Source organism: Terriglobus roseus, from assembly GCF_900105625.1.
Lineage (GTDB): Bacteria > Acidobacteriota > Terriglobia > Terriglobales > Acidobacteriaceae > Terriglobus > Terriglobus roseus_B.
The window spans coordinates 61314-76755 of the sequence record NZ_FNSD01000001.1 but is presented as its reverse complement, the minus strand read 5'-3'; the positions used below and the strand labels follow the sequence as shown (position 1 = coordinate 76755).

Here is a 15442-nt window from a genome sequence, read left to right as displayed (position 1 = left end):
CTGGGCTTTAGTTTTCGGTGTTGCTTGCACCGGATGATGCTATGCCGGCGGCGGTCGCAATGGTGGCAGCTCCCGTCGCTGAGATGGTTTCAGCCACATAGCGGGTGTCCTGCCGCTCCTGCGGCGTAGTCACTCCTTCATCGCGACTGTAGGAAATTCCCTTGCCGACCGCGTATGTGCTCGCACTGATTCCCAGAAGCACGAGCACTCCATCCGGAATCTGGGGGAAGCTTCCTGTCCTTACGGTCATCATGAAAAGGCTGATCGCGACAACAAAGGTAAAAATGAGGAGTTGGAACCTCGACATACTCGCGGATCCATTGGCCTCGGCAATCAGGCGGGTCAGGTCAATCTTGTCCGACCAGATGAACCAGAGCAACGTCGCACAGAGCAGTCCCATAAAGAGACAGACGCCATAGCTGCAAATCAACAACATCAAAGTCATTTCAGCTCTCCCTTTTGACTGCCCGAGTGTCTTTGAAGCCGGGCATATTTCACGGCGGCATATATGCCACTGCTTCCACCGAACAGAAGCAGCGACGTGATGTTGACACTCGGTAACGTTGTGCCGTTGCCGTGAATCGCATCACGCAGGTAGTGTCCGGCGATCGCTAAGGTGGCGATCAACAACTGAACTCTCTCGGGACTGGTGCTGCCATTCAATCGGTCTGACAAGAGGCCCGAGGTGACGAGCCTCCCAGTCAGTGCCCTGTAGATAAGCGTTGCGCCCACCAGGGAGAGAAAGAGAAGCGCTTCCTGATGGAGTAGCTTCGACGGGTCCAAGCGCGCCCCCATGGTTCTCTGCATCTCATAAGACATCGAGTAATAACTTCGGGCATGACAGAGTCATCGAAACATCGAGCGACTCAGTGAATGGCGGACCAGAGGTCGTTCAGGCCCTCCTGCGTTCCATTGAACTGATCGCGATCACATAATCCTATTCCCGGAACTGGCTTTGGATTTAGACCAGCGGCACCATCGGTATACTGCCACATCGTCCATGTCTTCCATGTCGCCGGGACTACAGGTGTGGGACCATATTGCGCGATCCAGAGCCAGCAGTTCGCAAGCACCGGATCCTTCTTCGGCCCGAGGAGCTCCTTGATGTAGTGACCACAATAAAGTCCGGGCCAGACTCCGGTTGCGGACTGCACGTGAGTTACAAACGCCCGAGCTTCTTCCAGAGACATGCTCGGACCGACCGGGTTGGCTTCAAAATCCAGCACGAGAAGCATGCCCCGTGGATCTCCCACGACGCTGAGAAAACGCTCCGCCTGCTGCAGGCCGTCGGAACCATCGCCGAAATGGTAGGCGCCCCATAACAACCCTGCTGCCCGTGCTGCCGTGCGATGCGGAGCATAGAAGGGGTCGGTATAAGTGAGGCCCTGGGTGGCCTTGTGAATGACACCCAGTATGCCGCTCCTACGAGCTGCTTCCAGGTCTGTCTTATTGTTATGGTGAGAAAGATCAACGATCGCGTCAATGGCCATATTAATTACCACCCATCTGGTGCTGGTTTGTTTGCAGGCTATTGCCTACATAAAAATCTGAGCTTCTACGCGGCCGCAGACTGTGAGGTCGCGACGATGTTGTTCTTGCTCGTCGTAAAGGGCTGTGCCATCCCGTGCTTTGCAAAGGCATTCCTCACTTGAAATACCTGTCAGACATCAAGAAAGCTCACACATAGCCGCGATGATGCGCAGGCCTGCTTGTATACAGTGTCGGGCACCTTCATACGAACCGGAATGTCGTTGCATTTCGGACTTATATAACTGGAGATGATGTGGGTTGCGGAACGCTGGAATTATGACCGGTCCCAGTCGCAAAGAAAAGAAAATTCGGAAGCGAAGGAGAGATGCGAACCCTGCACAGGTCTCGGTACCCGATCGAAATTGGTTCTTGGCAGGCTCGGTCCGTGTTGCAGGAACATGAGACAGACATCTCCATGCCAGTGATATCGAATGAACTCAGTGGTGTACGCGGCGTTGGGTGCGCGTTGCTCATTGCCCTTCGAAGCCGCTAGAATCCTCCCCGAATGAGACGTTTCAATCCAAGGGGCTTTTCTCGCATGCGCACTGCTCTGCAATCACTGTTGTCGGTCGCTATCGCCGGTTGCGCTGCCGCGCTACTCGCCGCGAGCAGGTCGCCCGATATCGCCTTTCACGTGAGCATGATCGACCCCGGATACGGTGAAACGGTCGCGGTCACAGATGTGAACCGCGACGGCAAGCCCGACATCATCTCAGGGGAAAGCTGGTACGAGGCTCCGCGCTGGACGAAGCATCCGTTGCGCCAGATCGACTACCTGAACGGCTACATCGACAACTTCTCTGACCTGCCGATGGATGTGGACGGCGACGGATGGACGGATGTCCTCCAGTTCAGCTACTTCGCGCACGACATCGTCTGGCTCAAAAATCCGGGCAAGGCCGGTGGGCCGTGGAAGCAGACGCAGATTGACGATAGTGGCCCGACGGAGTTCGCCTTCCTGGTCGATCTGAACAACGACGGCAAGGCCAATGAGCTGCTCCCGGAGTTCGATCGTCCCAACGTGCCGGCCGCCTGGTTTGAGCTCGTCCATGGCAAGTGGATAAAGCACGTCGTCTCCAAGATTAGCTACGGCCATGGGATCGGCGTGGGCGATGTCAACGGCGATGGCCGCAATGACATCCTCACACCGAAGGGATGGCTCGAGGCACCTGCGGACATACACGCCGAAGGCGACTGGGTCTTCCATGCCACCGACTGGGGATGGAAGTACATTCCACCTGCTGGCACTCCGGCCGACCAGGCGAGACTCTCCGCAGCTGCGGCACGCGGTGGTGCTCAGTTCGGTTACATGCACTTCCTCGACATCAATGGCGATGGTCGTAAAGACCTGTTGACCGGCATGGCGCATGACTACGGCGTGGCCTGGTATGAGCAGACTGCCGATGGTAAGTGGATACAGCATGTGATCGATAGTTCGTGGTCGCAGGCTCACGCTTCACAACTCGTCGACATGAACGGAGATGGCCAGCCCGACTTCGTGACGGGCAAGCGCTACTTCGCGCACAACGGCGGCGATCCCGGCGAACGCGATCCGATTGGACTGTACTGGTATGAGTGGCGCAAGCTGCCAGCCGATAAAGCTAACCCGGCCAATGGCGGCGTCGAGTGGACGCGCCACATCGTCGACTACGGCGGACGCATGGGTGGTGGTGTGCAGACGGTATCAACCGACATCGACGGCGACGGCGATATCGATATCGTCAGTGCGGGCAAGAGCGGCCTGTTCCTGGCTGAGAATCTAACGAAATCACAGAAGGCTGCAACTCCGAAGCATTAGGTCAGCGGAAGGGTCTCAAGTGCTTTCTCTATCGCTTCTGAGCGCGCTTGAGCAGCGGCTCGCCGGGCGATGCGTCGGTCCATAGCATCTTCAGGTCGTCTGCCACGCGGGTAGCGTTAAGTTCGTCGCCCATCGTGTGATACGCCGTGGCCAGGCCCGCTTGCGCCGCGGGATAGACGATCGTACCAGTCAGCACCGCTGCCCCACGCCCGGAGAGGACCGCCTTGTAGTCGCCGATGGCCAGTACCTGCTGCTTGAGCGCGAGGTGTGACTCTGCGCGCAGCATGGCAGCCATCGGTGCCTCCACGCCAGGGTGGGTTGACTGGAGAATATTCAGCGCTTCCTGTGGGTTGCCGCTACTCCATAGAGCCGCTGCGCGAGCGATCATCGTCAGATTTGCATCGCCTGGGTCAGTCGTTTCGGGCGCATGTCTGCACCATGCGCTGGCGATCTCCGCGTAGAACTGTGCCAGGTCACCGGCACCGTCTCCAAGTACACCGCCTTCCTCGCAGTGACCGGCCATCGCCTGCATGGCCGCGACACGCGTCCGCATCAGAATCGCCGTCGAAGCTACATCTGGCTGCACTTCGACCCGGGAAGCTACTGCTGCTCCAAACCGCGCCGCCTCCGCCAGACGACCTCGGTTGGAGAGATAGGTTACGAAGTTCCACTGATCCTGCCAGGAAGGCGAAATCTCAGCCAATGTTGCTACTTCCGACTCTGCGGCGACGTCGCCACGAAGATAAGCAGCCAGCAGGATTAATCCGGGCGAGGAAGCACTTGCCGTCGCTGCACGGGCTTGTTGCTTCTGTGCCGATTCGAAGTGACCCTGCGCAATCATGGCTTCCGTGGATGCGGTGATGGCTGCACGGCCAGGGGGATCCAGCGCCACGGCCCTGTTGCCTGCTGCCTCCGCCGCAGCGCTCCTCCCGGCTGCGAGGAGCTGCCGCGAGACTGCGATCTCCGCATCTGCCTGGTTCGGACAATGCTTCGCCCAAGCCTGTGCTGCGTCGAGCACATTAGCAGCGTCGGCAGTCTCATACCCAATGCGTGCTTTCTCACAGATACCCACTTGCGGCGCAAGGGGCGCAAGCGCCAGAGCCGCCCGTCGCCTCTCTGGCTCGGCACCTGATTGGCGTAACGCTTCCACGAGACCGAGACGCGCCGTCGGAAAGCCCGGGTCTTCTACCAATGCCTTATTGAACTGCTCGATTGCAGCCAGTGCTTGTCCAGACCGCAGAAGCGACGCACCTCGAGAGTACAGAGCCAGAGCAGGCAAAGACGCGGTAGCCTCAGATGCCAGCTGGATGGCGCCCGCCTGAGCTGGAGACTCGCCCAGGTGAGCACGCAGCGCAGCTGCCAGCCGGCTGAAGGCGCCCGGCAGTTCGGTCATCGTTGCGGCGTCGGCATCCTCCTGCGCCAGCCTGGAGCCGTCCGCGGTCTTAAGGATCTCGGCGTGGATGCGATAGCGTTCTCCATCACGCGATATGGAACCGGTCAGGTACGCCTCTGAGCCGCTCCGTCTTGCCAGCTCCGAAGCGTCCAGTTCAACCGTGTCGGCCGCCGGAGCGTAACCTGCAAGGTGCAGCGACGGCGTTTCCTGCAGCAGAATCTGCATAGCTACCGCGGGCGCCTCCTGCAGAGCGAGTTCTCCCGTCGCATTGTCGAACTGTGTCACTTGCAGAGACCCACTGAGGGCCACCACGGCCGGTGCCATAACGGCCTTCGGACGAAAGTAAAGAATGGCCCCGGCACCGGCAAGCAGCAGAACAGCAAGCGCCGCCATCCACCACCGACTTGCGCCCGTCGCTTCCTCTTCCGTCGAAGGTGGCGCCGTCGCATGAAGCTTCGTTGCGACACTCTCCCGAGTCGGAGGCGCTTCACGCACCATGGACGGCCTGCCGCCTGAGCCGCGCTTATAGAGCTCGGAAGGGCGGCTACCGGAAGGCTTGATGCGTGGGCCGCGAACCGTAGGCTCTGGCACCGGTACGATGTGTTTCGGCGGATTGTTACTCGGTCCAGGCGCTTTTGTCGGAGGCGTCGTCACAGGTGAGGCTCCCGTGATGGGGGCGGCGACTGTCATGGGCGGCGCAGCGGTGATAGCCGAGGCAGATGGTCGGGCTGCAAGCACGGGCGCTGCTGTGGCCGCCTCGCTCGCGGTCTTCAGATCTTCCAGCAAGGCCTTTGCAGACTGGATGCGGTTCTCACGCTTCTTCTCCAGGAGCTTGCGGATGACTGCATCCATCGCCGGTGACACGTGCGAGTTGTGCGTACGGGGCGGCACTGGATCGTTGCCCAGCAGTTCTGCGAAGACCACAGCACTGGTCGCGCCGCGAAACGGTACATCACCCGTCGCAAGCTCGTACAGGACAGCGCCAAGTGAGAACAAGTCAGACCGCGCATCCAGGTCTTCCCCGCGCGCCTGCTCCGGCGACATGTACTCAACAGTTCCCACGGTGGAGCCCGTCCGTGTCAGTCCCCCCTTGTCCCCGTAGAGCACGCGGTCCGACTCCATCTTGGCAAGACCGAAGTCCAGCACCTTCAACTGCTTTTCGCCGTGTGGCCCGTTGACCAGGAAGAGGTTTGCCGGCTTGATGTCGCGATGAACGATGCCTTTGGCATGGGCAGCAGCAAGGGCCTGTGCAGCCTGTACCGCAATCAATTCCAATTCTGAGGCCGACACCGCAGCGCCATCCACCAGGCGCTCTTTCAGGCTTTTGCCATGCAGCAGTTCCATTACCAGGTACGGATCGCCGTCCTGCTCGCCAATGTCAAAAATGGTCGAGATGTTCGGATGGTTCAGTGAAGAGACTGCGCGAGCCTCGCGCAGAAAACGTTCCCGTGCGCCAACCATTTCCAGATGGCGATGCAGAACCTTGATGGCGACATCGCGCTCAAGGCGACGGTCGCGCGCGCGATACACCGCGCCCATGCCTCCAGTTCCGATCTGTTCCAGCACAACATAGGGTCCAAACTGCAGCGGACCGTTCTGCTCCATTGCGTGGCTCCCTGTGCTGGCCCAAACGTCGCGTGCCTCGCGAGACCATCCGCTAAGACTGCGCTCGTCACCTACGGCTATCGCGAAATCATATACCGAATGACATGCCATCCTGCGGCAAAGAGCTGCACACTCGGTGTCAACGGAGATGCCTTGCTGGTCCCTCACAGATGACCGCGGCGATGGCCGGGATTGCTACACTGGAGCGTCTATGGCGATATCGAGTTCCTCTTCTACAACTGCTCCGACAGCTCCTCTGTTGAACGGTCAGGTGCTGATGATCGATGCGGACGACACTCTCTGGGAAAACAATATTTACTTCGAGCGCGCGATCGATCGCTTCATCGATCTGGTTGCCCATCCCGAGATGTCTCCGACCGAAGTTCGCGAAGCCTTTGACCGCCTTGAGGCGAAGCGCGTCAAGACACACGGTTACGGTACCGGTGCGTTTCACCAATCTCTGATTGCGGGGTACGCACACCTGACCGGAGCAGAGGTCACGGCTGACGCCCATCAGCATCTGGCAGCATGTGCCGGCAGCATTCGTGATGCGGAGTTGACGCTGCTGGACGGCGTATTCGATACGCTGCCGCTGCTTGCTGCGAAGCACACGTTGATTCTGGTGACCAAGGGCGATCACGAGGAGCAAACGGCGAAGCTTGCACGTTCTGGTCTGCACCAACACTTCCACCACGTTGAAGTGCTACCCGAAAAGCACACTGCGGCGTATGAAGCATTGCTTGATCGTTACGGCTGTGATCCAGCGGTGACATGGATGATCGGCAACAGCCCTCGGAGCGATGCCAACCCCGCGCTGGCTGCGGGCATGCATGCCGTTTACGTGCCACACCCCAGTACATGGGTGCTGGAGCGTGAGGCGTTAGGCGAGCCACGGCATGGCCGTCAGTTGCTGCACCTCTCCAGTTTTCGAGAGCTTCTGCATCACTTCGCATAGAGCAAGTGCGCGCGCTTCGTTCAGGGCTCAAGCTCTGCTATACTCGCTTCTGGATGGGGCTTCCCACGGCAATGCAGAAGTTTGCGAGGCCGTATGCGGAGGTGGCGAAATTGGCAGACGCACTAGCTTGAGGTGCTAGCGGGTAACACCATACGGGTTCAAGTCCCGTCCTCCGCACCACTCCTGAATCTCTAGCAGATGACAAAGAAGGTCAGCCCGAAACGGCTGGCCTTCTTTTGCTTCGCAAGACCTCGTATGCGCGATCTGATCCGACGCCGATCAGATGTCCGAGCAAAAGCGGCCATGCGCGGTCTGCGCCACAGTCGTCACAGCGGGCCTCCCGAACAAGTGGAAGAGGCGCCACAACTCAGATACGGGTATCTACGCGGGATCAAGTCACATGACACTACCGGGCTATCCCCGGGATGCCCGGTGATACACTCAGATCTGGACAGAAATGCTGGCAGGAGAAACTTTTGGCTTCCCTTCCATCGCGTTGCTCCAGGCGGTCTTAATCACTCAGACCACGCGGTTACACCGCACTAATTTTGATCTGCGCCCAAAGCGCACCGCGCCCTTCAAAACGGCGCATTGAGGCAAGCTCCAGACCGATGAACGCCCTTCTGATCTTTCTCGTCATCCTTCACGTCATCATCTGCGTGTTTCTTATCGGCGTTGTATTGCTGCAGCAAGGCAAGAGTGCCGATCTGGCCGGAGCCTTCGGCGGACAAGGTTCGCAGACTGCCTTCGGCCCTCGCGGCGCGGCCAATTTGCTGACGCGTCTGACCACGTGGTCGGCTGTGCTCTTCATGATTACCTCGATCAGCCTGACGATCCTGATGTCGCGCACGAGTGATCGCTCGGTCCTCTCGGGCATCAAGACACAGCAGAGCACCCCCAAGAAGTAGCGCATCTCTGATCTCGCAGGGCGTAGGCTTTGGCCTGCGCCCTTTTGCTTTGCCCGCAAGTCACCCCAGGAGTCCTCCCTTGCAACGTGAGACCTTCCCCGTCGGCCCGCTCCAATGCAACTGTTCGATCCTGTACGACGAGACGGCGCATGACGCCACCGTTGTCGATCCCGGCGCGGACCTTGCGCGCATCACCGCCTTCCTAGCCGCTCATGCCCTCAAGCTACGACAGATCGTCGTCACCCATGGGCATCTGGATCACATCGCCGGCGCGAAGGTATTGTCGGAACAAACTGGCGCGCCAGTGGTGTACCACCAGGCCGATCTCGCCCAACTGGCGTGGATGGAGCAGCAGGCCGCATGGATGGGAGTCCCCGTGCCCAAAGTCGCGCCTCCCGATGCGAGCGCAGAAGAAGGCACGAAGCTTATCGTCGGGAGCGAAACCGGGACCGTGTTGCATACGCCGGGTCACACCCAGGGCAGCATTTCCCTTTCCTTCCCGCAGAGCAGCCTCTTACTGGCTGGCGATACCTTATTTCGCAATGGCATCGGCCGGACAGATCTCCCGGGTGGTGACACTCCAACAATCCTCCGTTCCGTCCGAGAGAAGCTGTTTCCTCTGCCACAGGAGACCGTCGTAGTGCCGGGTCACGGGTCCGAAACGACCATCGGACGCGAGGTGGAGAGGAATCCTTTCTTTTTTAAATAGAGCACCTTGCGGTCATAGCCCCAAGTAGACGTTGAACGGTTTTCCAGAGGGTTTACTTCCCTGGTTCAGCTTGCTGGCAGGTAGTTTGAATGCTGAAACCCTGCGCGCCGGACTGCGAAGCAGGTCACTGCTTCTCGGTAATCCCGCTTCAACTTGTCCCACGCGTTGTAGGTGGCAGGCCAGTGTGCCGGATGGGTGCGCCAGTCAAAGCGCAACGGACCGGTGTAGTGCTCGAGAATGAGTGATGTCCGCGGTAAATGGTAGGGCGAACTGATGACCTCCGCGGAATGCCAGCCGTTTTTTTCCATGATGGCGTGGCTATACCAAATGTTCTGGATGGTGTCCTGCGCCTGGCCCTCGACGATGATCGCATCACGCGGCACGCCCTCTGCCGCAGCGTAGTCAGCCATTACCTGCCCCTCAACGAATTTGTTGTGAGCCGCGCCGCCCGTCATGATGATGTGCGGAGCCACGCCCGCCTTGTACTCCCGGACGCCTTCGTCGATGCGCTCACGCAGTTCAGCCGAAGGTGTGCCATCTGCCTTCGCAGGCGTCCCCAGCACCATCAGCGTGTCGAAGTGATCTTGTGCAGAGTTGCGGCTCGGAATGGTTCGCCAAGCCAGGAAGACAAAGAGGGTCGAACAGACGGCGGCGGCCAACAAAGCCCAAAGGACGACTCGTACAAATCTCATGCCGCCAACTTAGCATGCGAAGCTGGCGGCAAATCAAAGGGCCACCCGAAGGTGGCCCGTGATTTTACTTTGTGCGGCTTTTCCGGATCGACTTACCGGCGGCTGGACTTCTTCGCGGCTGCCTTTTTCGCGGCCTTCGCGGGGGCAGCCTTCTTAGCCGGAGCCGCCTTTTTTGCAGGCGCCGCCTTCTTCGCCGGCACTGCCTTCTTGGCGACAACCGTCTTTGCGGCTGCCTTCACCGGCGCTGCCTTCTTGGAGGCTACCTTCACAGGTGCCTTCTTGGCCACAGCCTTTGCCGGTGCACCCTTCTTGGCGACAACGTTCTTGGCAACAACCTTCACCGGCGCCTTCTTGGCGACTTGCTTTGCCGGAGCTGCCTTCTTCGCTGGGACAGCCTTGACTGGCGCTGCTTTCACCGGAGCGATTGACTTCTTTGCGGCGACGGGCTTCGGCTCAACCGCAGCCTTCACCACAACCGGCGCAGGAGCAGCCTTCTTGGGCACAGCGACCTTTGCCGGGGCAGGTGTCGGTGCGACCTTGGCGATTGGTGTGCGAGGTGCCGGCTCTGGTCCGCGATCGGGACCGGTCAGGTCGCCAACTTCGGTTAGACCTGATGCCAGACCGGCGGCCTCTTCTTCGGCTGCCACCGTGACCGCAGCAGCCTTTTTGGCCTTGGCGCGGCTGGGACGTGCTTCCTTCTTTGCGCGGGCGCGGCGAAGGTTCACAGGCGGTGGTGGCGCGGGTGGCGAGTAAGGCTCAAGGTAAGCCTTCATCTCTTCCGGAGTGGACAGCTTGCCGTCCATCAGTTCGAAAAACAGCTTATCGAGTAGTTCCGCGTAGATCGGAAGATCCTGCGTGATGCGCATCTCCGTCAACAACGCGTAAGGAATGCGCTGGCGAGCGGTGGGCGACTCGGTCAGAAAGGTCTTCAGGCGCGACTGGACCGCAGAGGACTTGCTGCCATAGGACATCGCAAGGACCAGATTCGGCTCAGACGCATGCAGCACGCGCCAGGCGGCGGAAGGTACGGCCGACTCCTTCGAGGAGAACTGCGCGGAGAAATCCCTGGTGCGGGACTCGAGGGTATCGATCTCTCGGACAAAGCCGGGACGAACGAACATCGCCTTTAACTTTGCGACCTCTGGAGCGGCGAGCTTCGCCGTGACCAGTGGGAACGCAACGGCTGCAGGCTGCGACAGGATGCCCTGCATCTGCAACTGGCCCTGCTTTTCATACAGCTCGGCCAATGCGGCGGTGTTCGCCTTCGCAGCAGTCAGCGACGGGGACAGGGCGGGCAGCCAGCCCTCGGTCTCAAGGGCACGCAGCACGCGGACCGGATCTTCCTCGTGGAAGATCTCTTCCAGCTCGTAGCCGCGGCTCCAGTCGCTCAGCGCGGAGACGTAGCCTTCTTCTTTGGCCGTCTCGTAGCGCTGGCGAGTTTTCTCTTCCATTTGCCAACCGAGGCGTGCGATCAGACGCGCCACACGGATCAGACGGGAGGGGTCCTCGATGAAACCATAGTTGCTCACCAGGCGCAGCTCACGGTTCTCGATGTCGGCCACGCCGTTCAGCGGGTCCATCAGCAAGCCATAGGAGCCTTCGTTCAGGGAGATGGCCATGGCGTTCGCCGTAAAGTCGCGGCGGCGCAGGTCGTCCGTGATGCTGCCGGGCTCAAACTTTGGCTTGCCGGGCTTAGGCCACGACACACATACAGCCGAGCTTAGCTCGACCCGGACGCCGCCGGCGAAAACCAGGAACAGCTGCGAGGCGGGAGCATTTTCTCCCACGATCTCAGCCCCTGCTGCTGTCAATGATTTCTTCAAACGGAAGACATCACCCTGAACCGTCAGGTCGAGGTCGCGAACGGAGCCGCCACCAGTCAGATCGCGAACCGCACCGCCCGTCAAAAAAACGGTGGTATCGAACTCGCGCGCAATAGTACGGATGGATCCGATGGCCCTCTGCTGCGCGGGCGAAAGGCGGGTTTCCAGCAGATAGATATAATCAGCCATGAGCCGTTCAGTCTCCAAGATCGCGGCCCATCACGGCGGCCGCGAGATGCCGATAAGCGTCGCGGATTCAGCAGCTTAGCGACGGGTGAAAGCCTCGGCACAAAATGCGAGTGTAGCACGGTGCTATCGCTTTGGATACCCCTGACGGCTGCATTTTTGTTGCGGCGGCAGAGACGCGGGACCACAATAGGTGCGTACTTTCATCGCATGAATTCCTGGGAGCACCTGGCAGATGGCGCTGAGCCGCAAAAAAGTCGTAGTGCGGCGCTTCCTGCCGGGCCTGCTGTGGGGCTACCTGCCAGCAAGTGGGCTTGCCTATACGGGTGAACCGCCAATGCTCGATCTGCTCGATCTCAGCGGCCGCATCCAGCCGGTCCCGCTCGCCGACGTGAAATACGCGGCCTATGTTCGCGACTTTAATACGGGCGATACCTTCGCACCGGAGCGACTGACCCGGAAGACCTTCCTCGCGCGGCCGAGGTCAGAGGGCCTCTGGCTCCGGCTCACCCTGCGCGATAGAGAGGTCTTTGAAGGTCTTGCGCCACTGGACCTAACAATGGCCGACGGCTGGGCGCAGGATCTCGGCGTCCACCTCGTCCCGCCCGACATCCGCGGCAACACGCAGCGACTCTTCATCCCGCGCCTTGCGATCGAGTCGATGGAGGTGCTGGCCGTTGTCACGACACCCTCTCGGAAGAAGCCGGTCGCCGTTGCCGACGCGACGGAAACTCAGCCCGACCTTTTCAGTCTGGAGCTGCCTCCCGACGCCCGTACCCAGTAGCGACGCGAAGCAGTACGATTGACGGCATGAAACTCTCGGAGATTGCGAGCCGCCTTGGGGCGGAGTTGGTCGGCGACGGCGATGTTGAAATTACTGGTGTTGCCGGGATCGAGCATGCACGGCCCGACCAGGTCACCTTCATCGCGAACCCGAAGTACGCTCCGCTCGCCAAGTCGACGAGGGCTGCTGCCATCCTCGTCGAACCCGACTTTCCTACGCTGGAAGGCACGTCAACTCTGCGGATCCGTAATTGCTACCGCGCGTTTGCGGAGACGATCAAGATCTTCTACACCGCACCAAAGTACGTCCCTGGCATCCACCCCACTGCTGTGATCGACCCGTCAGCGAGGATAGGGCCGGGCGCTCACGTGGGTGCCTACGTGGTCGTCGGTGCGGGAGTTGTCATGGGCGACGACGCTATTCTGCTGCCGCACGCCGTGATCTACCAGGGGGCCCGGATCGGCCATCGTTTTTTTGCGCATGCACATGCCGTTGTCCGGGAGTTCTGTCGGATTGGCGACGACGTAACGCTGCAGAACGGAGCGGTCATCGGTGCGGACGGCTTCGGTTACGCTCGCGACGGTGCGGCCTGGGTAAAGATTGTGCAGTCCGGTGCAACCGTGCTCGGCGATCGTGTGGAGGTGCAGGCCAACGCATGCGTCGACCGCGCAAGCATCGGCGAGACCAGCATTGGTGCCGGCAGCAAGATCGACAACCTGGTGCAGGTGGGCCACGGATCAACTGTGGGCGAGAACACGCTGCTATGCGCTCAGGTGGGCCTGGCGGGATCGACCGAAGTGGGCGACCGAGTGATTCTGGCTGGTCAGGTGGGTGTGGCTGGCCACTGCAAGGTGGGCGACGGTGCGGTCGCCACAGCGCAGAGTGGTATCCCAAGCGACGTGGCAGCAGGCGCGATCGTCAGCGGCTATCCGGCAATGGACAACCGGCAATGGCTGCGTTCTGTCGCAGCATTCGCGCGACTGCCGGAGATGCTGCGGGAGATCCGTTCGCTACGCAAGACCAACACCGCACCGGAATAGTTGCAGATGTGCGAAGAGAGGGTGACCGGCGCGCATTGCCTCGCATCTGACCCTGCAAGTATGGCTGACGAGAACACACCCGAGACTGGTACGACCGACTTGAAGAACCTCTTTTCTATGCCGCGCAGCGACGAAAGCGCCGCCTCGCAGGAGCCGAAGGCGGTTCGCGTGTTACTGCTGGACGACGACCCCGCAAATCTCCTGCTGCGTTCCGCAATTCTTCGTCAGAACGGCTATGAGTCCCTGCCTGCCAGCACCATTGAAGAGGCGAATGAATTGCTTGAGAGCACGGACATTGCCGTGCTGGATTATCACCTGGGTGCCGGTAAATTCGGTACAGCGGTCGCTGCGAAACTGCGTCAGCGCAGGCCGGAGGTGCCCATCATCATCCTCTCTGCAACGCTGGAGCGCAGGTTTGGTGGTGTGGAAGACATGCATCTGCTGAAGGGGCATAGCTCGGTCGAGGATCTTCTTTCAGCCTTGCGCGGCCTTGAGGCAAAGCGCCGGGGATCACCCGTCGTGGTGGACGCGCGTGAGTTCTATTACAGCCGCATCGCCATGGCCATCGGAATTGATGTCCTGGTGCAGATCCTCGATCCTGAAGGCAACTGGCATTACGTGAATGAGAGCGCGGCGGAGTACCTGCAGAAGCCGCGTGACTGGTTCCCGGGCCGCAACATCTTCGCGGAGATGGCAGAGACCATGCGCGACTGGCGTGATGTTCTCTATGCCGTCTCGACAACGCGCGAGACTTACATCGACCGGACCCGGCGCGGTCTGCTGACGGAGCCCCGAGAAGACGAAGGCAATGCCACCTGGAGCGTTCTTGCCTTCCCCATCATGCTGCATGATGGCCGCAGCGGCGTTGTTCTGAGTGCCCGCATTCTTGAGAGGCACTCCGGCAACTCCTTCGCATGACGCAGGACGGGCCTGATACCCTTCTCTTCATGCGTCGTCTTCTTTCTGGCCTTGCTTTGTGTGCGACTCTTGGCGCGTCTGTGGCCCTTATCGGCTGCCACTCGCACTACATTCAGGCCACGATCACCAATGCGAGCGATGCTCCCCTGAACGTCGTTCAGGTGGATTACCCGAGCGCAAGCTTCGGTACGCAGCTTCTGGCCCCCGGTGCCAGCTTCCACTACCGCTTCAAGCTGCTTGGGAGCGGCAACATCAAGGTCAGCTTCACGGATGCGGCAAGGCAAGACCACGCGCAGACGGGTCCCTGGCTGAACGAAGGCCAGGAGGGTACGCTGGAGATCACGCTGCCCTCGCAGGATCACGCTGAATTTCATACGAGTCTGAAGCCGTGATCGAACCGGTTATGTATCCCGGCGTCTTCATTACATTCGAGGGACCGGATGGTTCCGGCAAAACCACGCAGATCAAGAGGCTGGCCGAATGGCTGCGTGAACGTGGGACAGAACCTATCCTGCTCCGACAGCCTGGCGGCACTGCGCTAGGTGAGCGTATCCGGGCAATTCTGCTGGATTCGCGATCCGAAGAGGCTCTTGGTGAGATCGCTCCGCTAAGCGAACTTGCGCTGATGTTCGCAGATCGCGCGCAGTCGATTCGACAGGTCATTCTGCCGGCGCTCGCTGAAGGAAGGGTGATCCTCTGCGATCGCTACACTGACTCGAGCGAGGCATACCAGGGTGCCGGTCGAGGCCTGGGCACGGATCGAGTACTGGCCGTTCATCGCGCAGTGTGTGACGATCTTCAACCTTCGTTGACTGTGCTGTTGCTGCCAGATGTGGAGCAGGCCCTGAAGCGCGCCCGGCGGCGCAATGAGCGATACAAGCAGCAGCACGATGGAGCCGATGAGAATCGGTTTGAGGCCGAGGGCGAGGCCTTCTACCGCCGTGTTCATGATGCCTATGCGGCTATTGCTGAGAGGGAGCCGCAGCGTGTGGCGCTGATTGGTCCTGGTACTGGCGATGACGGGATCGAAGCCATTGCCACACGTGTGCGTGAGGTCGTAGCGGAACGGCTCGCAGCAGCCCGCATCGGAGTCTAACGGAC

General features: G+C 60.2%; 15 protein-coding genes and 1 tRNA gene. 10 read left to right on the top strand and 6 right to left on the bottom strand.

Features of this window, described 5'->3' with window-relative positions; genetic code table 11:
* Positions 1 to 7 precede the first annotated feature (7 nt).
* The 3 genes from BLW03_RS00375 to BLW03_RS00365 all read right to left on the bottom strand — a co-directional run bounded on the left by BLW03_RS00375 (position 8) and on the right by BLW03_RS00365 (position 1490).
* Complete coding sequence (locus BLW03_RS00375) at positions 8 to 445, bottom strand: hypothetical protein (protein ID WP_139285041.1); 438 nt, start codon at positions 443 to 445, stop codon at positions 8 to 10.
* Positions 442 to 783, bottom strand: coding sequence for a hypothetical protein (locus BLW03_RS00370; RefSeq protein ID WP_212733100.1), 342 nt, complete (start codon positions 781 to 783; stop codon positions 442 to 444). Before BLW03_RS00370 ends, BLW03_RS00375 begins: the two co-directional genes overlap by 4 nt.
* 83 nt (positions 784 to 866) lie before the next feature.
* The gene (locus BLW03_RS00365) at positions 867 to 1490 is read right to left on the bottom strand and encodes a glycoside hydrolase family 25 protein (protein WP_083350211.1); all 624 of its coding nucleotides are present in this window, start codon (positions 1488 to 1490) and stop codon (positions 867 to 869) included.
* Positions 1491 to 2068: 578 nt separating this feature from the next.
* On the opposite strand from BLW03_RS00365, the gene BLW03_RS00360 reads away from it, so the two are divergent.
* Positions 2069 to 3328, top strand: a complete 1260-nt coding sequence (locus BLW03_RS00360) for an FG-GAP repeat domain-containing protein (RefSeq protein WP_074651828.1) — start codon at positions 2069 to 2071, stop codon at positions 3326 to 3328.
* A 28-nt stretch (positions 3329 to 3356) separates the two neighbouring features.
* Here BLW03_RS00360 and BLW03_RS00355 read toward each other — a convergent pair whose 3' ends face one another.
* The gene (locus BLW03_RS00355) at positions 3357 to 6326 is read right to left on the bottom strand and encodes a serine/threonine-protein kinase (RefSeq protein WP_074651827.1); all 2970 of its coding nucleotides are present in this window, start codon (positions 6324 to 6326) and stop codon (positions 3357 to 3359) included.
* A 211-nt stretch (positions 6327 to 6537) separates the two neighbouring features.
* Here BLW03_RS00355 and BLW03_RS00350 point away from each other — a divergent pair, with 211 nt between their 5' ends.
* The 4 genes from BLW03_RS00350 to BLW03_RS00335 all read left to right on the top strand — a co-directional run bounded on the left by BLW03_RS00350 (position 6538) and on the right by BLW03_RS00335 (position 8898).
* A complete protein-coding gene (locus BLW03_RS00350; RefSeq protein ID WP_074651826.1) occupies positions 6538 to 7281 on the top strand; it encodes an HAD family hydrolase in 744 nt (247 codons plus the stop codon).
* A 95-nt stretch (positions 7282 to 7376) separates the two neighbouring features.
* A tRNA-Leu gene (locus tag BLW03_RS00345) sits at positions 7377 to 7461 on the top strand.
* 431 nt (positions 7462 to 7892) lie between these two features.
* Positions 7893 to 8189 carry a preprotein translocase subunit SecG gene (secG, locus tag BLW03_RS00340; protein ID WP_074651825.1) on the top strand — a complete coding sequence of 99 codons (297 nt, stop codon included), beginning with the start codon at positions 7893 to 7895 and terminating at the stop codon, positions 8187 to 8189.
* A 79-nt stretch (positions 8190 to 8268) separates the two neighbouring features.
* Positions 8269 to 8898, top strand: a complete 630-nt coding sequence (locus BLW03_RS00335; RefSeq protein WP_074651824.1) for an MBL fold metallo-hydrolase — start codon at positions 8269 to 8271, stop codon at positions 8896 to 8898.
* Between the two features lie 65 nt (positions 8899 to 8963).
* On the opposite strand, the gene BLW03_RS00330 is transcribed toward BLW03_RS00335, so the two are convergent.
* Together BLW03_RS00330 and BLW03_RS00325 are read right to left on the bottom strand one after the other, a co-directional pair.
* Entirely contained in the window at positions 8964 to 9590 is a 627-nt protein-coding gene (locus BLW03_RS00330) for a YdcF family protein (protein WP_074651823.1), read from the bottom strand.
* 92 nt (positions 9591 to 9682) lie between these two features.
* Positions 9683 to 11602 carry a tRNA nucleotidyltransferase/poly(A) polymerase family protein gene (locus BLW03_RS00325; RefSeq protein ID WP_074651822.1) on the bottom strand — a complete coding sequence of 640 codons (1920 nt, stop codon included), beginning with the start codon at positions 11600 to 11602 and terminating at the stop codon, positions 9683 to 9685.
* A 232-nt stretch (positions 11603 to 11834) separates the two neighbouring features.
* Here BLW03_RS00325 and BLW03_RS00320 point away from each other — a divergent pair, with 232 nt between their 5' ends.
* From BLW03_RS00320 to tmk, 5 genes are read left to right on the top strand one after another with little or no spacing between them, the layout of a single operon-like run.
* Positions 11835 to 12383 carry a DUF6982 domain-containing protein gene (locus tag BLW03_RS00320; RefSeq protein WP_074651821.1) on the top strand — a complete coding sequence of 183 codons (549 nt, stop codon included), beginning with the start codon at positions 11835 to 11837 and terminating at the stop codon, positions 12381 to 12383.
* 26 nt (positions 12384 to 12409) lie between these two features.
* Positions 12410 to 13423 (top strand): UDP-3-O-(3-hydroxymyristoyl)glucosamine N-acyltransferase, encoded by a 1014-nt coding sequence (lpxD, locus tag BLW03_RS00315; protein ID WP_074651820.1) that lies wholly within the window; start codon positions 12410 to 12412, stop codon positions 13421 to 13423.
* Between the two features lie 60 nt (positions 13424 to 13483).
* Positions 13484 to 14341 (top strand): response regulator, encoded by an 858-nt coding sequence (locus BLW03_RS00310; protein ID WP_083350208.1) that lies wholly within the window; start codon positions 13484 to 13486, stop codon positions 14339 to 14341.
* A 29-nt stretch (positions 14342 to 14370) separates the two neighbouring features.
* Positions 14371 to 14733: a hypothetical protein gene (locus BLW03_RS00305; protein ID WP_074655670.1), complete on the top strand. Its 363-nt coding sequence runs from the start codon at positions 14371 to 14373 to the stop codon at positions 14731 to 14733.
* The gene (gene tmk / locus BLW03_RS00300) at positions 14730 to 15437 is read left to right on the top strand and encodes a dTMP kinase (protein ID WP_348270826.1); all 708 of its coding nucleotides are present in this window, start codon (positions 14730 to 14732) and stop codon (positions 15435 to 15437) included. The genes BLW03_RS00305 and tmk overlap by 4 nt, the downstream gene beginning before the upstream one ends.
* Positions 15438 to 15442 lie beyond the last annotated feature (5 nt).

Coding starts and splice junctions, on each gene's coding strand:
- secG (WP_074651825.1), top strand. CDS start 7,893: ATGAACGCCCTTCTGATCTTTCTCGTCATCCTTCACGTCATCATCTGC.
- BLW03_RS00320 (WP_074651821.1), top strand. CDS start 11,835: ATGGCGCTGAGCCGCAAAAAAGTCGTAGTGCGGCGCTTCCTGCCGGGC.
- BLW03_RS00355 (WP_074651827.1), bottom strand. CDS start 6,326: ATGGAGCAGAACGGTCCGCTGCAGTTTGGACCCTATGTTGTGCTGGAA.
- BLW03_RS00325 (WP_074651822.1), bottom strand. CDS start 11,602: ATGGCTGATTATATCTATCTGCTGGAAACCCGCCTTTCGCCCGCGCAG.
- BLW03_RS00330 (WP_074651823.1), bottom strand. CDS start 9,590: ATGAGATTTGTACGAGTCGTCCTTTGGGCTTTGTTGGCCGCCGCCGTC.
- BLW03_RS00350 (WP_074651826.1), top strand. CDS start 6,538: ATGGCGATATCGAGTTCCTCTTCTACAACTGCTCCGACAGCTCCTCTG.
- BLW03_RS00305 (WP_074655670.1), top strand. CDS start 14,371: ATGCGTCGTCTTCTTTCTGGCCTTGCTTTGTGTGCGACTCTTGGCGCG.
- lpxD (WP_074651820.1), top strand. CDS start 12,410: ATGAAACTCTCGGAGATTGCGAGCCGCCTTGGGGCGGAGTTGGTCGGC.
- BLW03_RS00365 (WP_083350211.1), bottom strand. CDS start 1,490: ATGGCCATTGACGCGATCGTTGATCTTTCTCACCATAACAATAAGACA.
- BLW03_RS00310 (WP_083350208.1), top strand. CDS start 13,484: ATGGCTGACGAGAACACACCCGAGACTGGTACGACCGACTTGAAGAAC.
- BLW03_RS00375 (WP_139285041.1), bottom strand. CDS start 445: ATGACTTTGATGTTGTTGATTTGCAGCTATGGCGTCTGTCTCTTTATG.
- BLW03_RS00360 (WP_074651828.1), top strand. CDS start 2,069: ATGCGCACTGCTCTGCAATCACTGTTGTCGGTCGCTATCGCCGGTTGC.